General features: G+C 71.4%; 18 protein-coding genes. 9 read left to right on the forward strand and 9 right to left on the reverse strand.

The window, feature by feature from the left end; all coding sequences use genetic code 11:
• Positions 1-32 precede the first annotated feature (32 nt).
• Positions 33-761: a hypothetical protein gene (locus tag WME97_RS35305; protein ID WP_437544201.1), complete on the reverse strand. Its 729-nt coding sequence runs from the start codon at positions 759-761 to the stop codon at positions 33-35.
• 679 nt (positions 762-1,440) lie between these two features.
• Between WME97_RS35305 and WME97_RS35310 the strand changes: the two genes are divergently transcribed.
• A complete protein-coding gene (locus WME97_RS35310) occupies positions 1,441-1,857 on the forward strand; it encodes a peptidase inhibitor family I36 protein (protein WP_437544203.1) in 417 nt (138 codons plus the stop codon).
• 313 nt (positions 1,858-2,170) lie between these two features.
• A complete protein-coding gene (locus WME97_RS35315) occupies positions 2,171-2,758 on the forward strand; it encodes a DUF1349 domain-containing protein (RefSeq protein ID WP_437544205.1) in 588 nt (195 codons plus the stop codon).
• On the opposite strand, the gene WME97_RS35320 is transcribed toward WME97_RS35315, so the two are convergent.
• Positions 2,678-3,190: a DUF3291 domain-containing protein gene (locus WME97_RS35320; protein WP_437544207.1), complete on the reverse strand. Its 513-nt coding sequence runs from the start codon at positions 3,188-3,190 to the stop codon at positions 2,678-2,680. The two genes, WME97_RS35315 and WME97_RS35320, sit on opposite strands and share 81 nt — an antisense overlap.
• A 94-nt stretch (positions 3,191-3,284) precedes the next feature.
• Here WME97_RS35320 and WME97_RS35325 point away from each other — a divergent pair, with 94 nt between their 5' ends.
• Positions 3,285-3,554: a hypothetical protein gene (locus WME97_RS35325; protein WP_437544209.1), complete on the forward strand. Its 270-nt coding sequence runs from the start codon at positions 3,285-3,287 to the stop codon at positions 3,552-3,554.
• A gap of 6 nt (positions 3,555-3,560) precedes the next feature.
• Here the strand turns inward: WME97_RS35325 and WME97_RS35330 are convergent, their stop codons facing one another.
• The 5 genes from WME97_RS35330 to WME97_RS35350 form a co-directional block, all read right to left on the reverse strand.
• A complete protein-coding gene (locus WME97_RS35330; RefSeq protein ID WP_437544211.1) occupies positions 3,561-4,364 on the reverse strand; it encodes a hypothetical protein in 804 nt (267 codons plus the stop codon).
• 530 nt (positions 4,365-4,894) lie between these two features.
• Positions 4,895-7,336 (reverse strand): family 43 glycosylhydrolase, encoded by a 2,442-nt coding sequence (locus WME97_RS35335; RefSeq protein WP_437544213.1) that lies wholly within the window; start codon positions 7,334-7,336, stop codon positions 4,895-4,897.
• 626 nt (positions 7,337-7,962) lie between these two features.
• A complete protein-coding gene (locus WME97_RS35340) occupies positions 7,963-9,294 on the reverse strand; it encodes a hypothetical protein (RefSeq protein WP_437544215.1) in 1,332 nt (443 codons plus the stop codon).
• Between the two features lie 196 nt (positions 9,295-9,490).
• Positions 9,491-10,456 carry a transposase gene (locus WME97_RS35345; protein WP_437544217.1) on the reverse strand — a complete coding sequence of 322 codons (966 nt, stop codon included), beginning with the start codon at positions 10,454-10,456 and terminating at the stop codon, positions 9,491-9,493.
• Between the two features lie 92 nt (positions 10,457-10,548).
• The gene (locus WME97_RS35350; RefSeq protein ID WP_437544219.1) at positions 10,549-10,770 is read right to left on the reverse strand and encodes a hypothetical protein; all 222 of its coding nucleotides are present in this window, start codon (positions 10,768-10,770) and stop codon (positions 10,549-10,551) included.
• Positions 10,771-10,917: 147 nt separating this feature from the next.
• Here WME97_RS35350 and WME97_RS35355 point away from each other — a divergent pair, with 147 nt between their 5' ends.
• From WME97_RS35355 to WME97_RS35380, 6 genes are read left to right on the forward strand one after another with little or no spacing between them, the layout of a single operon-like run.
• Positions 10,918-11,976: a hypothetical protein gene (locus WME97_RS35355; RefSeq protein WP_437544220.1), complete on the forward strand. Its 1,059-nt coding sequence runs from the start codon at positions 10,918-10,920 to the stop codon at positions 11,974-11,976.
• Positions 11,977-12,033: 57 nt separating this feature from the next.
• Positions 12,034-12,606, forward strand: coding sequence for an RNA polymerase sigma factor (locus WME97_RS35360; RefSeq protein WP_437544222.1), 573 nt, complete (start codon positions 12,034-12,036; stop codon positions 12,604-12,606).
• Positions 12,603-13,595 (forward strand): hypothetical protein, encoded by a 993-nt coding sequence (locus WME97_RS35365; protein ID WP_437544224.1) that lies wholly within the window; start codon positions 12,603-12,605, stop codon positions 13,593-13,595. Before WME97_RS35360 ends, WME97_RS35365 begins: the two co-directional genes overlap by 4 nt.
• Positions 13,596-13,629: 34 nt before the next feature.
• Positions 13,630-14,331, forward strand: coding sequence for a hypothetical protein (locus WME97_RS35370; protein WP_437544226.1), 702 nt, complete (start codon positions 13,630-13,632; stop codon positions 14,329-14,331).
• On the forward strand, positions 14,322-14,744 hold the full coding sequence (locus WME97_RS35375) for a hypothetical protein (RefSeq protein ID WP_437544227.1): 423 nt from the start codon (positions 14,322-14,324) through the stop codon (positions 14,742-14,744). Before WME97_RS35370 ends, WME97_RS35375 begins: the two co-directional genes overlap by 10 nt.
• Positions 14,741-17,389 carry a KGGVGR-motif variant AAA ATPase gene (locus WME97_RS35380; RefSeq protein ID WP_437544229.1) on the forward strand — a complete coding sequence of 883 codons (2,649 nt, stop codon included), beginning with the start codon at positions 14,741-14,743 and terminating at the stop codon, positions 17,387-17,389. The genes WME97_RS35375 and WME97_RS35380 overlap by 4 nt, the downstream gene beginning before the upstream one ends.
• 160 nt (positions 17,390-17,549) lie before the next feature.
• On the opposite strand, the gene WME97_RS35385 is transcribed toward WME97_RS35380, so the two are convergent.
• Together WME97_RS35385 and WME97_RS35390 are read right to left on the reverse strand one after the other, a co-directional pair.
• A complete protein-coding gene (locus WME97_RS35385) occupies positions 17,550-17,726 on the reverse strand; it encodes a hypothetical protein (protein ID WP_437544231.1) in 177 nt (58 codons plus the stop codon).
• Positions 17,727-17,753: 27 nt separating this feature from the next.
• Positions 17,754-20,588, reverse strand: a complete 2,835-nt coding sequence (locus WME97_RS35390) for a serine/threonine-protein kinase (protein ID WP_437544233.1) — start codon at positions 20,586-20,588, stop codon at positions 17,754-17,756.
• Positions 20,589-20,686 lie beyond the last annotated feature (98 nt).

A 20,686-nucleotide genomic window follows, 5' to 3' on the forward strand; every position in this document is an offset into this window, starting at 1 on the left:
CGAGCGTCCGGGGTCGTGAGGCCCGGCTGGCCTCAAGAGGGGGCGTTGACCTCGAAGTTCCAGATCGTGTAAGGACCGACGGCATCTTCGCTGGCAGCCTTGAAGAACACCGCGCTCGAGTAATCCATGAACAGCGTGTGGATCGTGTTTGCCGCCAGGGATTCATAGACGAACCACTGCCCGTCGCTGATCCTGCGGTACCAGAGCTGAATGGGCATGTCCCCCACGGTGATGGTCGACATCCTGAACGGCCGCGGAAAACTCTCGTTGGTCCCGTTCCAGACCTTGATCCACTGGTCCGCGACGTGGGACTGGAGCTTGCGCGGCTCCGCCGGCCAGTTCGGTATTCCGCACGCACCGCCGATCAGCTTGGCGGTCCCCGGCCCTTGGCCGTCGCCGGGGTCGACGAAGCCACACCCCGTGAAGCCCGGGTTGGTGAAGGACAGGTGGTAGTGACCGTACCCCGATCCGTCCTCCACGTTGATGTAATTGGCGCCCTGCTGCATGCCCTCGCAATACTGGCGATACGTCCAGCACGAGCCCTCCGCTTCCTCGCAGGGAACGAGGTAGCCGTCCGCGTACCCCGTCTCATAAGTGAACGTCGCCCTCGCGTCGGCCCACATGCCGTTCAACGCATCGAAATCGTCGAAGCCGACGAAGCAGCTCAAAGCCGCCCTGGCAGGGCTGGCCGACAGCATCGCGCCGAGCGCCATGGAGGCGGCCACCGCGCCGCGCAGCAACGTTCGAATCGTGGTGTTCATGGGTCTCTCCGGTCTCTCTTGTTCGGGTTGGTTTCTCACGGCGCGGCCATGAGCTCGTCGAGCTCGCGCAGGACCGGCGAAAGGAAAGGCGTTCGCTCCCGCCGTTATCCCGGCTGAGGCGGCGCGACGCTGGTGCCCCGCACCGTCCGGGAGCCCCGTAGAGCAACGCGCATACCAGGAGAAAGCGCGCTGCTGTCCGCCGCCGTCTCCGCGCCGGAGCGAGTCCCTGTCCCCCGCGGGGACGCGGCGATTCCAGCCGAATGGCGCTCGTCGACGGCGCGGGAGCCCTGACCTTCGCGAGCGGCGAAGGCCACCGCGGGCCGCGCGCGTCACGCAGACGGCCGTGACATGTCACGCCTGCTCGTCACGGTGCGACCGTGACATGTCACGCTGCTTGCGACGGAGCAGTCGGAACTCTCCGCGCCCTGCGGCCTCGATCGACGAGAACGTGTGCCTCGCGTGCCGCCCATGCAACGAGTTCGAGGCAGGCGCCACAAGAACTTCCATGTCGATGAAGCCACCATCCGGGATGAATGAAAGATTCCAGGCACATGCGAACCCGCGTGGTTCTTATGCTAAACCATGTTAACAACAGTCGAAGAAGGGGATGCGTGAATAGCCTCCGGTGCTAGGTCCCTCCGCAGTACCTGCCCATGGGTGGGCAGGAGGAGGAAACCACATGCACTTGCTCCAGCACGTTCAGAAGCTCCGTCGTTTCACTCCGTCCCGCTCCCTGGGCTTGCGTGCCCTGTTGGGCGTCGGCCTCCTCGCGGGGGCAGGCCTGCTGCTCCCCGAGGTGGCCTCGGCGCAGGAGGACCCCATTCCCTGCCCGTTCGACAACGTCCTCTGCCTGTTCGAGGAGGAGGGCTACGGCGGAGAAATCTTCAACGTCCGGGCGCTGAACCCGCAGGTGGGCACGTGCGTCAACCTTCCGGAGCACGGCTGGGAGGGAAGGGCACACTCTGCCTACAACACCAACGGCGCCGGCGCCGCGATGTTCCAGAACGAGGACTGCATCGGCTACCCGTACCCCATCTACGCGGAGAGCGGCCTGAGCCCGCTGCCGTTCATCCCCAAGAGCGTCTACGTCTTCTGACGCCATGATCGGGCGAAAGGCGATGGGCATCGCGGCCATCGCCTGACGCGCCCGGGGGGGCGGAGGATAGCCCGCGCAAAGCCGTTCCGACCTGTCAAGAATTTCCCGCCAACGACCGGCAGTCGGTAGTGGTCGTGTTTGAACATGAAGGCGGGAAGGCGGGAAGAAAAGACCAATGATCTTCCCGCCTTCCCGCCTTCATGTGAACTCGCTCCGGGCAAATGCGACCACTACCCGGCAGTCGACATAATGTACAAGAGTACGATCCGCTGATCCGCCTAAAAATCAACGGATCCAACGAGTTCACTCGGCTGTGGTATATTGTCTACACCACGCTGAGCGCAACAGGCGGCTCCTCCTCCTCTTCTTCCTGGCCGCCGGCCTCAGCGGCGTCACGGCGGCGTCGCTCTTCGGCCTCGCCATGCACCGCGCGATCGCGCCGCGCATCCGCCGGATGGTGACCGCCGTCCAACGCTTTCTCCAGGGATCGCCCGGCTCCACGGCGCGAGATTCTGGATCGAGCCGTAACCCGCCGGCGCGCTGGGCAGTGGAGCCGGAGCGGAGCGTGCTCGTGGTCGAGCCCAGCGCGAAGACGGACTACTGGCAGCGGACGCACTACGGCTTCCGCAACGACAACGGGCCTTTCCTCTTCACCCGCGCCGGCGGCGACTTCGTGATGACCTGCCATGTGCGGTTCCGGCCGGCACACCAGTACGATCAGGCAGGGCTCATGGTGCGGATCGCGGAGTCGTGCTGGCTGAAGACGTCGGTCGAGTTCGAGCCGGACGGCCCGAGCCGGCTCGGCCCCGGCGCTGACCGCTCAGCCGGCAGGGCAGCGCAGCGAATCGTCCACGGGAGCGGGAACGGCGGCGGTGGCCGGCGCGTCGGGCGCGGGGAATAGGTGGCGGAAGGTGAACGCGCGGGGCGTCGGGCCGTGCCGGCGCAGGTGCTCGAGCCGCTCCTCGGCCTCGGCGACGGTCGGGATGTGCCCGGCCGGGACCCACCACAGCGCCGTGATCGCCTCCTTCATCGGGACGAACCATTCCCGGCGGCGGCGCATCACGGCGGCGTGCTCCGGATTGCGGAAGACGAAGTCGGACAGGGCCTCTGCCGATTCCCACACCGACATGTTCACGAGGATCTGGTCGTCGCCGAACGCCCGCACCCCGGTGGCGTCGCCGCCGTAGCCCTGCAGCCGCCACACGAACCCTGGCGCGGCGTCGGCCAGCGCGTTGACCGGGGCGAGCGCCGACACGAAATCGGCCAGCCGCGCCGAGTCGAGCGGCTCCAGCGGCAAGGCGATGTTGACCTGAGCGAGGTGGTGGGACGGCATCCGGGGAGTATACCATCGCGGAGCCTACGGCTGGCGGAGTCGCCGTGAGGACTCGAGCGCCGGAGAGGCGGAGACCGACTGCAAGACCCCGTTCGTGTACCTCTACGACGTGGCCCTGCAAAACGACGCGAAATTCACGTTCCCCACGACGCGGAAGGCGCTCTCCACGTTCCCCGCCGTCGCCGAGATCGGCCTCGTGGAGTATTACGAGGGCGGGCGGCGCCTCGGGGTCACGGTGAAGAGCAAGGAGCAGGGCGAGGCCGTGATTGCGCACGTGAAGGCGAACACGAAGGACGAGCACCCGGAGCTGATTTGTTATGCTCCGAAAAAACCGCGGGTCATCGAGATGAAGGCGGGAAAATGAGCCCCGTCACGCCCCCCGCCGGCATCCCGTGAAGTAGAGCGCCGATCCGGAGACCCCCGCGTCCCACGCGTACCCGTCGCTCCCGGGCACCGAGCGCGCGATCGAGAGGAGCTCGTCGGGCGTGTAGGCGCGCAGCGCGGAGACCGTGCCGTCCCACGCGAAGAGCGCCGGGATCAGCGGGGCGACGTACGTGAGCGCGAAACGCGACGCCCGCCGCGGGCGCACGAAGGGCATCGCGGCGAGCGAGCCCGCGAAGAGCATCGCCATGTTGAACCCCATCGCGAGCGGCGCGAACACGACCGGCATCCGCCGCAACATCGGCGACGCCGCAAGGTCGAAGAAGCCGAAGGGCTTGCCGTCGCGGACGATCGAGGTGACGAGCGCCGTCACGGCCTCGGGCGGGAAGTGGTGCAGCGCGCCCCACATCGTGCGAAGGCCGTCGAGCTCGGGCGGGACCGCGAGAGCGTCGACCGGCTCCGCGCGGTAGACGACCTTCGGGTCGGCGAGCGCGGCCACGCGCGCGCGGCCCGCCTCGTTCGGGTACCGATCGGTCAGGGTGAACCGGACGTCCACGCGCCGCTCGCTGCGGAGGGCGCGGATCGCCTGGAGCGCGCCGCCGCCGCCGCCCGAGCACACGTCGACGACCTCGGCGCGGGACGTCCGGTCGAGGAGCGCGGCGAGCTTCGGCACGACGCCGCGGTAGAAGCCCATGCGGTCGACGCCGAAGTCGAGCAGGTCGGTGCCGCCGTCGCGGATCGCGGCCGGCATCCAGGGGAGATCCTCGAGCTCCACGAGCTGCACACGTCGCACGGCCGCGATGATGGGGGCGCCGCCGCGGCGCTTCAAGGACCGCGCTCGGCCGCCCGCCCGAGGGGCGCGAAAAAAAATTTAGCTCCCGCCGATGAGTCGAGGCCCCCTGGGGAGGCGCGTAGCTCGAGCACCGGTGGAGGAACGTCGGCGAGCTGGCGTATGCGCTCGTCGCGTTCGGTCCGCCCGGAGGCCATGTGTACGTCGAGCGGGCGCGCCGCGTGCTCGGCCTCCGGGGCGCCGGGCTGCCGTCGTACAGCCAGCCCGGCATCACGCTCCACCCGCCCGGCGCGACGACGGGCAGCGCGCAGGGCGCAAGGGGAGAGTCGGCTGGGCATCACCGCCTACGCGCGGCCAGCTACGGCAGCCTACCCGGTCGACGCGGGCGAATGAAGCTGCCGTCGAAGGCGGCTTCGTTCAACGACCGGCAGTCGACATGATGTACAAAAGTACGATCCGCTGATCCGCATATAAAAATCAACAGATCCAACGAGTTCACTCGGCTGTGGTGTATTGTCTACATTACGCTGAGCTCATCCGTTCTTCCCAGGCACGAAGCGGAGGGACGCGAGGCGCAGCAGCTCACCAGAGCCGCCCTTTGCCCTCAGGTAGACCTCGTGGGAGCCGGCGGCGCTCACCTTGCATGTCACGGTCGTCCAGGTCTCCCAGCCGCCGGTGGCGGGGACATCGCAGGTCGCGACGCGGCGGCCGCCCGCCAGCGGGTCGAGCCATACCTCGACGGCGCCGCCCTTCGCGCTGGAGGCCTGCAGCTCGATCTCGACCGACGCCACGCCGCCGCTGCCCAGATCCACGCTGCCGTACATGGCCCAGTCGCCGTCCTCCAGGCCGCCCAGCACCGGTCCTGCCGACTGGCTCGACACAACCTCGGTGCCGGACTCCTGGTCCGGCTCCGCGGCCGCGATCGCGGTGAAGCCGTCGCGGTACGTGAACAGGTCGAAGTCAGCGCTCGCGTTGCTGGCAAAGACGCCGGCCTGGCTGCCGACCCAGCCCATGTTGACTGTATCGTAGTCCTCGAGCGCGCTGATTTCGATCGGCTCGCCCACCTGGGTCCAGGTCAGGCGGTCCGTGCTGAACCAGCCGGTGGCCTCGTGGTCCTTGCCGTGCACCAGCTTCAGCCAGAGGGTGCGCTCGGCCGGCGCCGGGGCATCGAAGCGGATCTCGGTCGCGTCCACCGCTTCATAGGCGCTCTCGTCGGCGTTGAGGACGGGGACGACCGACCGGAACGAGAAGCGGACCCGGTCTTCTGCGTCCGCCCGGACGCGCGCCACCGACACCTCCTGGCTGATGGGGTGCACCCACGTCGGGAACGCCGTGAGATCCTGCTCCGGGACGGCGTTGCCCAGGCGAACGCCAGCCGCGTCGCCCTCCGCTTCGGGGGCGAAGTCCATCCTCACGATCATCGCCTTGGCGTGCAGCGCGTCCTTCTGGATCACCCACCGCGTCTCGTCCTCCGCCGGCTTGAGCCGGAGCCACCCGGCGCGGTCGGTGACCGAGTAGCGATCGGACGGCATGTTGCCGTAGAAAGTCCAGGCCGGTGCGAGCTTGTCCCCGGTGAACTCGTCGTTGACGGGCAGCAGGAACGGGATGTCGCTGGGCGGCAGCGCCGGCGCCGGCGCCGGCTCGCCCAGGCGAGCGTTCACGACCGGGACCCCGGCGCCGCTCTCGTCGTCGATCCAGGTCACCTGGCTGAGCAACCCCTGCCGACCCAGGCCACGCCAGTTGCTGTCGCACTCGTACGAGTGGGAGAAGACCCACCACGTGCCGTCGCCGATCTGGAACGGCGCTGTGCTGTGCTGCGCGCCGCTGAACGGGGCCTCTCCCTTGAGGACGCTGCCCAGCGGCGTCCAGTCCTCGGGGTTGCTGCTCAGCGTGGCCGAGCGCCACCCGTACTGCTCGCCGCCGCACCCCGTGTGGGTCGAGTCGAAGTAATAGTAGAAGCCGTTTCGCTTCGTCATGGTGGGCCCCTCGGCCCAATTGGCCTCGACCGCGCTGTCGGGGTTGGCCGCGGGATCACCGCACCCCCCGTTCTCCACGTCCCAGTTGACGAAGCTGAGATCGATCGACTCGCCGCTGAGCTGCCCGGTTTCGGGATCGATCTTCTGGAGCAGGTTGACGCCGAAGTTGTTCTCCTCGCCGCCCGTCCCTCCATTCCATTTGCACTGCCCCGCCTTCACGACGAGGTACGTGGTCCCGTCGTCGTCGACGAACACCGAGTCGTCATAGCCGGTCCCGCGGTCGAACGATACGAGCTCCGGGTCCTCTCCGGGCGGCGTGTAGGGGCCCACAGGCTCCACGTGGACGGGCTCTCCCCAGGGCCCTGCCAGGCTTTCGGCCTCCGCGAAGTACTGGTTGAAGTTGACGGCGAAGTAGACCCTGTAGCCGGCGGCGACCTTGACGATGAAGCCGCCCCACGTCCCGCCCCCCGCCGAGGTCGAGGCCTCCAGGCCGGACCACGCCGGATCGACGACGCGCGACACGCGCTCCCAGCGGATGAGGTCCCGCGAGTGCAGGATCTCGACGTTGGGTGAGATGTTGAAGCTGGAGCCGGTGATGTAGAAATCGTCCCCCTCGATGTAGATGTTCATGTCCGGGTGATCGCCGGGCAGGATCGGGTTGAGGTAGGTGGACTGGGGCTCGCCCGGCCAGCTCGCTGTCTCGAAGGCGGCGGTCAGCGTCTTGTTCCCGTCCACCGTGACTTCCACGACGTCGTCCGCCTCGCTCGCGGCCCCGCTCCATCCCGTGAAGTCGGCGCTCGGCGCGGGTCTGGCGGTCACGGTCACCACTGTGCCGGCCCTGCGCAGGTAGGTTCCAGGCGGAGGATCAGTCGTCCCGTCCCCCTTCGCCTCGATGGTCAGGGGATATTCCACGGGCGCTACCTGCTCGTCCCCTCCGCAGGACATGGGCAGGGACCCGATCAGGATCATCGCCGTGATGCAAGCACTGTGTTTTCTCATGGTCATGTCCTGAGTCGTTCTGGCCGCCAATCCCGGCTACAAGGATCTCTGGCGGGTGCGCATGACGACCCGTGCAGTCTTCAGATCGAAAGGACGAGCGCGGGCCCACTGTGAACGCTCACACGACGGGTGTCAATTTCCCTCGCGACGGGCGCGAGGTCGTCCGGCTGGCCGGTGCGGCGGAGCGGCCTCTGCCCGATAAGTGGTTATCGAAGCCGCTGCCACCTGGCCAGTGCTCCACCCCCTCCACGCCCGACGGTCTCCACGAGCCGGATTGGCCCCGACCAGCGCTGATGTGGGCGAACGCGGTGACGCACGGAATCTGGGTCGATGTCCTCCTGGACGGCGAGCCTCGCCAGCGCGCAACCGGCGTCGAGCGAGGCGGGGGCGAGCCGCATCCGGCCTCCCCTCGTCTCGCCGCGCACGATGGTGGGCGCGGTATACCCCGGCTGCATCTGAAACACGTCGAGTTCCTTCAGCGGCTCATCGCCTCTTCGGCGGCGCTCCCGGCCGCACGTCAGATCGTGTCGAACCAGCCCGTGGAGGACCGTCTCCTCGCCAGGAGATCTCGGCGGCCTCTCGGACAGCCGGTTACAGGCAACCCGGGTCGGGCGCCGCCGCGGGGGCTACCGGATGCCCTCTCCTCGCCGGGTGACGACGAGATCGTCGCCGTCGCTGATCCTGCCGTTTTCGGCGCGCGGACCGCCTGCCTCGCCATCCTTGCCGACGCTGAACAGGCTGTAACCGCCGCCGTCCGGGCTCTTTCTGTACACGAGAGGTCCTGTCCCACAAGGGTCTTGCGCGAGGGCCGGGAGCGCCTCGGGGTAGCCGCCGTCCGTATACGCCCGCTCCGCCTCGACGGCCGCGCGCGCGAGGAGATACGACGCTCGCAGGGCGCAATCCCGCCGCGCCAGGTCCTGGAGAAACTCAGGGTCACGGAAACTGCCGAACGGGGTGGCCTCGGCGGCGAGGGAGTCGATCGCGAGCTCCCGGAATCGTCCTATCTGAGACGGATCGCGCTGCGCATCGAGCGCGATCTGCTCCGCGCGCCGCAGCCGTGCGTCGAGCTGGGGGATGCCCTCGCCGAACACGGCGTCCGCCGGGAGCACCAGGGTGAGCGCGAGAACGCTGGTGGACGTCACGCGAAGAGGGATCTCCTCGGCGGAAGTGCCCCCCTCGCTCAGGCCCACGGCCGTCTTCCGGAGGTCCAAGCGCTCCTTCCGGATAGCGTCGGAGAGCAGAGGCAGGTGGCGCCCTCGCTCCGCGAGCGCCTGGTCCAGCTCGGCGAGCTCCGCGGGCGCGAGCCGCGGCGCGCCGGCGACCAGCGCGGCGACGCCGCGGTACGCGGGCGTGGCGGCAAACGCGCTGATCACGACAGCGGTGTGCGACCCAGCGGACATGTCCGCGCTGACCCTGGCCACGGTGAGATAGCGATCAAGGGCGCCGCGCGCGTCTCCCCTGGCCGCGAGCGCGTGCCCCTCGATCAAGGCCAGTCGGCTCGCCCTCAGCGCCGGCCACACCAGCGCGAGATCGCCCACCGGCTCGTCTTTCGCCAGCTCGACGTGAGAGCACCGCGCCGCCTGCCGGAAGGCGTCCAGCGCCGGGCGCTGCCGCTCGATAACGGCGAGGAGCTCGGGGGAGAGCGGCGCGCTGGGCCCAGCCTCGATCGCTTGCTCCAACATCTGGGAAAGGGGGCTCAGCGGGATCATCGGTATTCTCGCATAGCTCGCCCCGCAGTCCTCGCCTCCGGCGCCTGCGCGGGCGGCCCGCGCGCGCTCGCGGATCCGCGCGCGCTCTGCGTCCCACTCGGCCTCGGTGGCATCCACGTAATCGCGGAGCCGGGATTGCCCCCAGGCCGATGCGCCGGCCCGGAAGAGCACGAAAAGCGCGGCCGTAGCCGCGAGCCCGACGCCCAGATGCTTCAGCCTCCTCCGGAGTCGCGCCTTGCTGTCTGTCATCGGCTATGAAAAGCCCGGGCGTGACTGGCTATTCCGTGCCATTCTGTCAACCCCAGCGGTCGTGGATCGCGATGCCGCCGTTCGTCGGCATCGTCACCGAGCTGTTCCAGCGAGCGCCGAGCGCACGCCCGTGCGACGAGGTCTTCGGTGCCGCGCGGCCGGATCTTCGGCAAGAGGCTAGGACGAGCCGGCGGGATCACGAAAGGCAGAACCGCGCGGCGACGAGCCGCCGGCGCCCACCGCACGGACACGCGAGCACATCCTCCCAATAGACGCGGCGGATGAGGGAAGCCCAGTCGATGCGTGCGTAGACCGGCAGGACGATGCCGTCGCCGAGGCTCGTGCGCGCGCTCGCCGGAGGGTCCCAGGTAGCCGCGGGAGGTGGCGCCGTGATGTCGTTGGCGCAGGTCGGTGGCGCCGTCGCGCTCGTCTTCGTCTCCGGCACCGGGATGCCCGTCGCCGCGGGTCCGTGAGCCACCACGGCGGCTCGCCACGACGAGCCCGACGCGAGCACGCCGGAAAGGCGCAGCAACGGGTACCGGGGTGGAGGCACGAGAGCCGCGATGCGCGCCAGAAAATGCACGGGCGCCAGCACCAGGTGAGTCGCGCCGTTGCGACGGGGCTTGCGAAGACGGTACGCGACGCGGCCATCGGGCAGGAGCGAGATGCGCTCCAGGCTGAAAGGCGGGCGCGCGCCGTAGCGGCACAGCCGTTCAAGGCCGGCGCGATCCCCCGCGCGGAGCGTGACGCCCGCATGGATGTTGAAGCCTGCCACCTCGCCGGCCCACGGGCTCTTGCCCCGGGGGCGGAAGCGATCCTCGTCGTCCGCCTCTGCGAGGGGGACGCCGTCCTCATCGAGGCGCACAAAGGTGCCGCCGAAGAACGACAGTTGCATGCACGCTTCGAGCGGGGAGAGCTCGGGGACCTCGTTGGAGCGCTCCTCGCTCGGCCGGTCGTCCACGAGCTTGCTCCGCCGCAGCCACCGCATCATGCGCTTCTCGACGCGCGCGGCGACAGCGGCGATGTCGTCGCGCGAGGGCGCAGGGCCCTGGTGGAAAACGACCTCGGGACCGTCCTGTCGAGTGAATACGCCATCGAGCGCGACGACGTGGAAGTGCACGATGCTCCCAAGCGTAGAGTCGAACCGTTGCACGAAGGTCACCGAGCCGGTCTCGCCGCCGGGCGTGCCGCGCTCGGTCGCCTTCTGTTTCTGCCAGCGCGCGAGCTCCTCGACGAAGATGCGACCCGCCGCGGTCAGTGCAGCTCGGCGATGGCCACCGCCACGAGCGCCCCGTCGCGCGTGAACGCCGCGTCGCTCGCGAGCCCCATCCTGTGGCCGTCGTAGAGCCTGGCGCGCCAGCGGCACGCGCCCACGTCCCAGAGCGCGACGTCTCCGCCGTCGTGGTTGCCTTCGATGACGGCGCCGACGACCAGGAGCCCCAGGCCGTCGGAGGCGGCGACGACGAACTGCCCCATCGCGTAGGCCTGGCGCGGCCCGCGCGCGTCGAGGCCGTCGTCGTCGCCCTCCAGCCGCCAGAGGAGCGTCGCGCCGGGCGACTCGTTCCGCCGCGCGCCCGGCGCCGTGCCTTGACGACGTCGCCGAGCGAATGGATAAGCGGCGGCATGAGATCCGCGGCGCTCGCGCTCCTCGCCGGGGCCGCGCTGGGCACCTTCGATCGCCACGCCGATGCGGCCCCGCGCACCTCGTCCCTCGCGTGGGTGCGCATGCCCGGGGCCGAGGCGTGCGTCGACGCGCGGACGCTCGCGCTGGCCGTGGAGCGGCGGCTTGGGCGGGTCGCGTTCGTGCCGCCCACCCTCGCGGAGGTGGCCATCGAGGGGCGGATCGAGCGCTCGCAGGAGGCCAGCGTCTGGCGAGCGACGATCCGCGTGTTCGGCGCGAGCGGGGCGGCGATCGGATCGCGGGAGCTCGAGGCCGATCAGGTCGATTGCCGGGCGATCGACGAGCAGCTCGAGCTCGTGATCGCGTTGCTCATCGATCCCGACGCCTCGCTCGTGCCCCCTGGCGGCCCGGCAGCGAGCGCGGGTGGGGGAGCGCCGGGCGCAGGCGCGCCGGTGCGGCTCGTACAGCTCCCGCCGCGCGTGACCGGGGCTCCGGCGCTTGCGGTGTGTCCGCCTGCTCCGGCGGCCTCGAGCGCGCCCTGGCGGGTGGGGGGCGCGGTGGCTGCGGTGGGGGGGCTCGGGCTCGTGCCCGGGCCCGCGAGCGTCGGGCTCGGGGTTCGCGTGCACGTGGCGCCGCCGCGAGGGCCGGGGTTCGCCCTGGGCGGCGCGCTGTGGGCGAGCCCCGTCGTCTCCGAGGTGCCCGGATCGCCGGCGTTCTCGCTCGCACACGGGACGCTGTCCGTGTGCCCACTCGAGACCGCGCGCGGCGGGACGGCGCTCTCGGGCTGCATCGGCGCGATGCTCGGGTCGCTGCGCGTCGAGGGGCCCGCGCTGCCGAGCAGGTTCCGCCATGAGCGGCTCGTCGTCGACCTGAACCTCGACACGCGCGTGCGGCAGCGCTTCGTGGGCCCGCTGTTCGGGGCCGTCGGGCTCGGGATCGCGGTGCCGACCGTGCGGGACGTCTATTTCTATACCGACGCGGCGGGCGCGCGGCACAACGTCTTCCAGGCGTCGCCAGTGGCGGCGATCCTCGACCTCGGCCTCGGCCTCGAGCTGCCGTGACCGGGCCGCGTCGATCGCTTCAAAACGCCTCGCCCGCCCCTCCACTCACCCCAGCGCATGTCCCCGCTCGCCAACGCGCTCGAAGGCCCACCGCGCGCGAGCCCCGCGCCGGGAGGTCTGGTCCCGTCCTTCGAGCAGCTCTTCGTCGATCACGCGCCCTTCGTCTGGCGCGCGCTGCGGCGGCTCGGCGTCCACGACGCCGACGCGGAGGACGTCTGTCAGGAGGTCTTCATGATCGTCCACCGGCGCCTCGCGAGCTTCGAGGGCCGATCGTCGGTCCAGACCTGGATGTACGGCATCTGCGTCCGGGTCGCGGCCGATTACCGCAAGCGCGCCCACCGGCGCCGCGAGTCCACGCGCGCCGATCTGCCCGAGCAGGTAGCGCCCGAGGATCAGCACGGGGCGCTCGAGGACCGGGAGGCGCGCGCGCTCCTCGACGCGTGCGTGCAGACGCTCGACGACGACAAGCGCGCGGTGTTCGTGCTCTTCGAGCTGGAGGAGCTGCCGATGACGGAGGTCGCCGAGGCGGTGGGCTGCCCGCTTCAGACGGCGTACGCGCGGCTCTACGCGGCGCGCCGGGTGGTCGAGGCCGCCCTGCGGCGCGCCACGGCCGGGAGGAGAGTGCCTTGAGCAAACCCCAGGATCCGCCGCGCCTCGTCGACGCCTCCTCCGACACTACCGACGCCGTGCGCGCCGTCCTGCGCGCGGGTCAGCGCGAGCTGCCGGGGCCCTCCGACCTCGCCCGCCTCGCCGCGCGCCTCCCGCTGGGGCCGCTCCCGCCCTCCGGCGCCTCGCCGCCGGCCCCTTCGCCGCCGGGCAACTCGCCGCCGACCGCCGCGCCGCCGGCCGCTGCGCCGCCGACCCCTTCGCCTCCGCTCACGCCCGGGCACCTCGCCGCGGCCGCCGCGGCGCCTTCCGTGATCCCCAGCGCGCTCCTCGGCGCGCTCCTCGGGCTCGCCGTCGTGGGCGGCGTGTGGTGGCGCGACGCCGTCACCGCGCCGCGCCATGCCGTCACCGCGCCGAGCGAGCCCGCGCCCAGCGTCATTGCGAGCGCCGCTGGGCCGAGCGTCCCCGCGCCCACCCCCGCCCGCTCGCCGCCCGTGGATCCCGGCCTCGATGACGCCGGGCACGCTGGACCGGAGGCCGCGCGCGGCGCGGCGGGTGAGCCCTCGAGCGCGAGTGCGCCCCGCGGCGAGCTCCCCCGGGGCGCGACCGCCGCCGCGCCGCGCGCGGAGGAGGCGGAGATCCGCGCGCTGCGCGCGCCGAGCAGCGGGGCTCCCGCGAGCGCGAGCCCTCCTTCCGCCGGCGCCGCCGAGGAGGCGGAGACCGAGGTCCACCTGCTCCAGCGCGCGCAGGACGCGCTCGCCGCCGACCCAGGCTCGGCCCTCGCGCTCACGGGCGACCATGCGCGGCGCTTCCCCGCCGGCGCGCTCGGTCAGGAGCGCGAGCTCATTGCCATCCGCGCCCTGCTCGCCCTCGGCCGCGCGGCCGAGGCGCGCGCCCGCGCCGCGAGCCTGCTCGAGCGGTTCCCCGGCTCGGCGTACCGCGGCAGGCTCGAGTCGCTCGGCCTCGAGGAACCATCTCAAAAAAATGAGCCGGTCTCTCCACGTACCCAGTGACCGCACGATGCGGTCCCTTCGATGGAGAACTCCAATGTCGAATCGCTTCTCTTCGCGCGCCTCGCGTCCGTTGCGCGCCGCGAATCTCCTCATTCTCGCTTCGCTTGCGGCGACTTCGCTGGTCGTCGGCGGCTGCTCGACGGATCTCCAGATCGGCGACGAGTCCGGCGAGGGCGGTGGTCCCGACACCGCGACGAGCACCGGCGGCGCCCCGGAGAGCACCACCTCCGGCGCCCCGGAGAGCACCACGGTGGGGGGCACCGGCGGCGCCCCGGAGAGCACCACGGTGGCGGGCACGGGCGGCGCCCCGGGCGCGCTGGCGGAACCCGCCTTCGCGCTCTTCAACGAGCAGATCACGACCCTCACGCCCGCCCAGAAGCAGAACTGGCTCGAGCCCGGCGAGGTGCTCGAACCGAAGACGCTCATCATCGCCGTCGTCTACGAAGGAATGTGGACATGCAGCGATCCCGTGTTCGTAGGCGGCCTCGGTGGCCCGAGTCGGAACCAGACGCTGATAGGGCTGCCGCCATCGCTGCAGAAGGTGGGCAAGTACGACTTCTCGTCGACCGACGTGATCGCATTCCACACCGAGTGGGTTGACGCTATGGGCAACGGTGGGGGAAGGGAGTCGCCCCTCACCGAGGGCACGATCGAGGTCCTGAGCATCGATGACACGGCCATCACCGTGCGCCTCGAGGACTCGCGCCCGGACCACGTGGTCCCGCGTTGCCCCTGATCCGCGCAGGCCGCGTCACGTTCTCGCGGCGCGGGCTGTCGGTCGTCGCCGTGGTCGTCCGGGAGCTCCGCTACCTGGACGCGTTCGTGCGCAGCTCGAACCGCGGGCTGGCGCTCGCCGGCGCCGCGCTCCTCGCCGCGACGGCGCTGATCGCCGCGTTCGCGAGCCGGGCGACGGTGGGGCGGCCGGCCGGCGCGATCGTGGCGGGCGTGGAGCGGGTGGCGCGCGGGGAGCTGGTCGGCCAGACGCCGCGCTTTCACGCGGTCAGGTTGGTGGAGCCCGACGAGGACGTGGGCCCGGACCGGATCCACGAGGCGCTGCGCTACGGGCGGCGCCTGTCCGTGGATTCCCGTAGAAGCCTCCTGATCTCGGCAAAAGCGGTGCTGAAGTACCTCGAGGAGAACATCCGATGACCCCGTTGTACACATGGCGAGACGTGGAGCGCGCCCTGCGAGGCGAGGAGGCTCCGCCCTGGCTCGAAGTCTCGGCGGACCTCGAGGCGCTCAACGTCACGTGCGCGCCCGGACGCCGCGCGGACGTGGCGAGGCGACTCGCCGATGTGTTCGGACCCAAGATCGCCGTCGATGGCGTGACGCTGGCGCTCGAGTCGACGCTCAAGGCGCCCCGATCGCTCCGCATCGAGATCCACGAGTCGGACGAAGACGCGACGCCGTCGCCTCACGTGGTCCGCCCCCTCTGGACCGACGCCAAGGAAGTCCCGGGCCCTATCCATCCGCTCCCCGAGGGCTCTCCGAGGCTCGCGGCGTTCTATTCGTACAAGGGCGGCGTCGGCCGTACGACCACGCTTCTGGCCACCCTCGGAGCGCTGATCGAGCCGCCCCCGCGAGGGGGCCATGTTCTCGTGGTCGACGCGGATCTCGAGGCCCCGGGGCTGACGTTCGAGATCCCCGGCCCCCCCGACCGCTTCTGCCTGCTCGACTTCCTCGCGCTCGTGCACGACGCGGACGACTGGCGCGCCGTGCTCCCGCTCGCCACCGAGCGGCTCCGCCGGAACAGCGAAGGGCTGGAGCTCTCCGGGGGTCGCGCCACCTTCTATTTCCTTCCGTCCCACCGCGACAAGGAGCAGCTCTTCGCGCAGCCGGTCACGATCGAGCAGGTCGTGCGAGGACCGGGGCGGGCGCACGTCATCGCGGAGGCGCTCGCGGCGCTGGGTCAGGCGCTCGGCGTCGATGTTGTCCTCGTTGATCTCCGCGCGGGCGTCACCGAGCTCTCCTCCCCTCTCCTGCTGGATCCGCGGGTCCAGACGATCCTGGTGACGTCGTGCAGCGGGCAGTCGATCCGGGGTACCACCTTCGTGCTGGAGCGCATGAGAAGCCGCGTGCGGAAGGAAAGGCGCCCCGAGGTGGTCCTCTCGATGATCCCTCCCTCCTTCACGAGCGAGGCCATCGCGCGCCTCTCCGGTGATCTGCAGGACTCCATTCCCCACGCCGCGGACGACATCGCGGAGGAAGCGGTGCAGGGCAACGTACATGAGGCCCACTTCGCGGAGGCGCTCATCCGGTTCGATTCCGTCGAGCAGCTGCTGCGCGATCTGCTCCCCGGGACAGACCTGGGGAAGCGCGCAGCGCCCCGACTCGCGGCGCTGCTCGCGCCCCGGGCGACGCCCGCGGCCACGCCCTCACCGGCTCCAACGGCACGCGGCCTGAAAGCGGTCGCAGCGGAAGCCAGGAAGCTCGAGTACGCGGAGGGCAACGCCAAGCTCGGCCTCCTGGTGACCCCGGCCCTCGCGGCACTGGTCGACCAGTTCCCCATGGGCCTCCCCGCCGCCGTGGTGCTGGGCGCGAAGGGGGCCGGGAAGACCTTCGCCTGGGGTCAGATGGTCCTGGCCGGCGACTGGCGGGAGTTCTCCGCGCTGGTCTCCAGCAGCGCCCCCGCTCTTCCGCTCCCGGGTCAACATCAGGCCTTCGTCTTTCCTCTCCTCAGCCCGGTGAACAAACAGCCGGATCTCGCCGCGAAGGTGGCGGACGCCGAGCGTCTCGTCTGGGAAGCCCTCGGCCCGCGCCCTCCGGGCACGGAGGCACCGCTCACCGAGGACGCGATGCGCACCGACCTCGATCGAGCCCTCACCCGGGACACGGACGACACGGAGTTCTGGACCCGGCGCGTCGCCGCGCGCCTCGGTCTTCCAGAGACCGCCGGGGTGAGCGTCGAGGCCGTCGCCGCCGCGCTCGCCCAGCGCGGCGTGGCCGTGTGCCTCGCGATCGACGGGATCGAGGACTCGTTCCAGCCTGGCCCCCAATCCCCCCTCAGCGGAGGCCAGCAACGTCTCCTGCGAGATCTGCTGCAGCGCTTCACGCTCCGGGTGCGCGACCTGCGCTCGCCCCACCTCGGCGTCGTCACCTTCGTGCGCCGCGATCTCGCGCAGGCCGCGATCGTGCAGAATTTCGGCCAGTTCGAGGCGCTTCACGGCAAGTTTTCCATCGTCTGGACGTCGACGGAAGCGCTGCGGCTCGTCGCCTGGATCCTCGATCGCGCGGGGCTCCACGTCATCGATCCGGAGCGCATCCCGCTCGCGCCCTACGACGAGCTGCGCGAGGGACTCAAGGCCTTCTGGGGCGACCGCCTGGGCTCCGAGAGATCCCGCGAAGCCCACACCGACCGCTGGGTCGTCGCCGCCCTGTCCGATTTCCAGGGCCGCCTGCAGGCCCGCGATCTCGTGCGGCTCGTCCGATATGCGGCGGAGAAGGTGCCCGACGAGCCGAAGCTGACGCCGCGATCGCTCCGCGATGCGCTCGTCGAGTGCTCGGCAGCGAAGATCAAGGAGCTCGAGGTCGAGATCCCCGGTCTCTTGCCTCTGTTCGAACGTCTTCGCAAGGCGCCCGAGGAGCGGCGAAAAATCCCCTTTCAGGCGGAGGATTTCGAGCTCGCGCGCGCGGACGTCGCCTTTCTCGAGACCCACGGCGTGGTCATCCGTGTCGAGCAGGATGAGCTCTATCTCCCCGAGATCGTGCGGCACGGTCTCGGCTTCCGCATGGACAAGGGTCGCCGCGCCCGCGTCCTCGCCCTCTACCGCGCCGCGCAGGCCCGGCGCCCGTGAACCGCGCCAGCGCACAATCCTGTCACGAAGCAGGTGGCGGTGAAACCCAGGGGGGAGGATCTTGTTCGTCCTCAGCGCGGCGTGAGAGCAGGCGCTCGACGACCGCTCGAAACGCGCGACCGACACCTTCCTCGGCGAGTTCTGCGTCACGCGTCACGCGTCACGCGACGGGCGGCGGCGGCGGCGGCGGCGGTAGCGAGGGCTGCTCGCCATCGAGGCGCCGGCGCACGTACCCGAGGTAATAGACGCGGCAGATGAGGGAAGCCCAGTCGATGCGTGCGTAGACCGGCAGGACGATGCCGTCGCCGAGGCCGCATCGACGAGTACGGCATCCCACGGCCGCGGAAGCGGCCGCCCTGAGCGCTCACGAGCGCGACGAGCGCGCGGCGCGCTCGTCCGCCTCGCCCAGCGCGCGGGACGCCCCTTCCCGGATCCCGCGGAGCACCGCCTCGACGTCCCGCTCCGCGCCCAGGGCGAGCCCCCGGTCCGCGAGCGCGCGCGCGGCGGCCGGGTCGCTCCCGGCGAGCGCCTGCTCCGCCGCGTGCAGGTAGAACTCCACCGCGAGCCGCGGCTCGCCGCCCCGCTCGAAGTGCTCGGCGAGCACCTTGGCGTCGTGCTCTCCCGCCTGCAGCAGCCACTCGGCGGCGAGCCGGTGCCCGAGCGCGCGATCGTGGTCCGGCAGCATCGCGTAGCAGCCGTCGCGGATGAGCGCGTGGCGGAACGCGTACTCCTCCTCGTCCGAGAAGCGGCTCTGCTCGCGGCGCTCGAGCAGCTCGCGCTGGAGCATCCAGGGCAGCCAGTCCACCGCGAGCGTCGACCCGCCGGCGTCGCCGAGCAGGGCGAGCGCCCCGGTCTTCCAGAACGCCTCGCCGAAGACGCTCGCCGCCCGCAGCAGCCGCCGCGCCTCCGCGGGGATGGCCTCGAGCCGCGCCTCGACCATGCCCAGGATCGTCTCCGGCAGCCTGTCCGCGCGCCCCTCCGCGACCGCCCGGATGAGCTCCTCCAGGTAGAAGGCGTTGCCGCTCGCGCGCTCGACGAGGCGCGCGACCTCGGAGGGCGGGAGCCCGTCGCCGAGCATCTGCCGCACGAGCTCCTCGGCCGCGCGGCGCGGCAGCGCGCCGAGCGTGATCTCGTGGACCTCGCTGCCCTCCCAGAGGACGGGGAAGACCTTCCGCACCTCGACCCGCGCCAGGTAGAGCACCGCGAAGGGCCGGTCGTGGAGCTCCCGGAGGGCCCGCGCGATGAGCTTGAGCGACGCCGCGTCGCCCCACTGGATGTCCTCGAGCACGAGCAGGTACGGCCCCGCCGCGCACGCCGCCTCCATGAAGTCGAGGTAAGCGAGCGGGATCTGGTCGGCCATCAGGGCCGGGCTCTGCCGCGCCTCGAGGAACCTCGGGTCCGCCTCGCCCGGGAACGGCGTGCCGACGATCTCGCCGAGGAACGCGGCGATCCGCGTCCTCTCGCCCGGCGTCAGCGCCTTGGCGCGGGCGACCAGCGAGAGGAGCCGCTCCCGCTGCGCCGGGGCGGGCTCGCCGCCGGTGATCCCGGCCGCGCCCCGGAGCGCGGAGCCGAGGAGGGAGAACGGCGAGCCCGCGCTCAGCGAGTCGCCTCGGCCGACCGCGACGGTGAGCTCGGGGTGCCGCTCCCGCAGGATCTCGATGAGCTCGTACCGCAGGCGGGATTTGCCGATCCCGGGCGGCCCGGTGATCAGGATGGCGCGGGGCTCGGGCCCGCCGAAGCTGTCTTCGAGGAGCTCGCGCAGGTTCCGGAGCTCCCTGTCGCGGCCGACGTAGGGGCTCGGCTTGCCGAGGAGCGTCCGCGCCGACCGGCCGACCTCGCGCTCATGCAGCAGGAAGAACGTGCCGGGCCGCGCCGGCTCGATCTCGAACCGCGCGTCGAGCAGCGCCCGCGTCACGTCGTCGATCCACACGGGGGCGGGCCTCCGCTCCGGGCGCGCGTCGCGCTCCGCGAGGGCGAGGAGCGCGGCCGCGCGGTCCATGACCGGGCCGACAGGGAGGCTGCCGGTGTGCTCGGCCCGGCCGGTCGTGAGCACGACGGAGGCCTCCGGCACGACCTCGACGAGCTTCAAGGCGCACCGCGCCGCGCGCGCGGCCTGCAGGGCGGCGTCGCCCACGCCGGCGATCGAGAGCACGATCGTCCCGTCGGCGAGCGCGTCCACGCGGGCCCCGAACGGCTGCGCGCTCGTGTAGAGCTTCCTCGTGAGGTCGCTCGGCGCCGCGGCGACGAGCGTGCTGGCCGCGCTGTCGCAGGGCGAGAAGCGCGGCTCCCGCGCGGCCACCAGCGAGAGCAGCCGGAGCTCGCACGCCGTGATCGCCTCGTACAGGACGGGGGGCGCGGCCAGGCCGCTCGTCGGATCGCGCTCGAGGGCGTCGAGCGCCTCGACGACGGCCGAGCCGTCGCGCGGCCGCTGCTCCGGGTCCTTCGCGAGCATGCGGGCGACGAACTCGTCGAGCTCCTGCGGCACCTCGGGCCGGAGGTTCCGCACGCGCGGCGGGTCTTCCATGAGGAGCTTCGCGAGGAGGGCCATCACGTGCTGGCCCTGGAACGCGGGCCTGCCCGTGAGGCACTCGAAGAGCACGGCGCCGAGCGAGAAGATGTCGGCCCGCGCGTCGAGGCGGTCGCGCTCGCCGGTGGCCTGCTCCGGGGCCATGTAGCCCGGGGTCCCCATCACCGAGCCGGTCTGCGTGAGCGCGCCGATGGTGCGCTTCATCCGGGCGATGCCGAAATCGAGCACCTTCAGGCCGACGACCTCGCCGCCGACGAGCAGCAGGTTGCTCGGCTTGACGTCGCGGTGGACGATGCCCCGCGCGTGCGCCGCCCCGAGCGCCTCGGCGGCCGCGCGGAGCAGGGCGAGGCTCTCCTCGAGATCGAGCTTCTGCCGGGCGAGGCGCTGCGCCAGGCTCTCCCCTTCGAGCCATTCCATGGCGAGGTAGGGCACCCCGTCGGGGGTGATTCCGTGGGCCACGTGCCGGACGATCCGCGGGTGATCGAGCTCGGCGAGGATCCGCGCCTCGTGCTCGAAGCGGTGCGCCGCGCTCCGGTCGGGCTGGCCGAGGAGCTTGAGCGCGACCTGCGCCCCCGTGGCCCGGTCGACGGCGCGGTAGACCGTCCCCATCCCACCGGAGGCCGCGACGCGCTCGAGCTGGAAGCGGCTGTCGATGACCTCTCCCGGGCGCATAAGGCGGAGGATGCACCGGCGTCGAGCCGTCTTCAACGGTCCGGCGGGGACCCGCCCGTCGGTGTGCGGCTATACGCTCGCGCGGCGCGCCAGGCGGT

Origin of the sequence: Sorangium sp. So ce367, assembly GCF_051520455.1 — a bacterium.
Lineage (GTDB): Bacteria > Myxococcota_A > Polyangia > Polyangiales > Polyangiaceae > Sorangium > Sorangium cellulosum_B.